Origin of the sequence: Streptomyces sp. BE20, from assembly GCF_036322525.1 — a bacterium.
Classification (GTDB): domain Bacteria; phylum Actinomycetota; class Actinomycetes; order Streptomycetales; family Streptomycetaceae; genus Kitasatospora.
The window spans coordinates 1-317 of record NZ_JAQYWW010000534.1; the positions used below are offsets into that span (position 1 = coordinate 1).

A 317-nucleotide genomic window follows, 5' to 3' on the forward strand; every position below is an offset into this window, starting at 1 on the left:
GGGGCCTCGCGGGACTCGCCGTTCCACAGGCTCTGGACCTGGGCGTCGATGCCGGTGTAGTCGGCGGTGAGGCGGTAGACGTGCAGGTCCCGGTTCTCGTTGGCGGCGGAGATCATGTCCCCGGTGCCGTCGTCGTCGACGACGGTGGTGATGTCGCGGGACATCGTGCCCAGCGGTCGGAAGCTGCCCCGCCCGCTGTAGTCGCCGTCGAGCGTGCTGGAGACCGCGACGGCCGCGCGGGCCTCGCGGTAGTCGGTGGCGCTGCCCTCCTTGTGCATCCACATCACGAACTGCCCGGTCGCGGCGTTGTACATCAC

General features: G+C 70.0%; 1 pseudogene. It reads right to left on the bottom strand.

Annotated features, from left to right (window positions below):
* Positions 1-317 (bottom strand): annotated as a pseudogene (locus PUR61_RS08705) (beta-xylosidase); the annotation flags it as partial.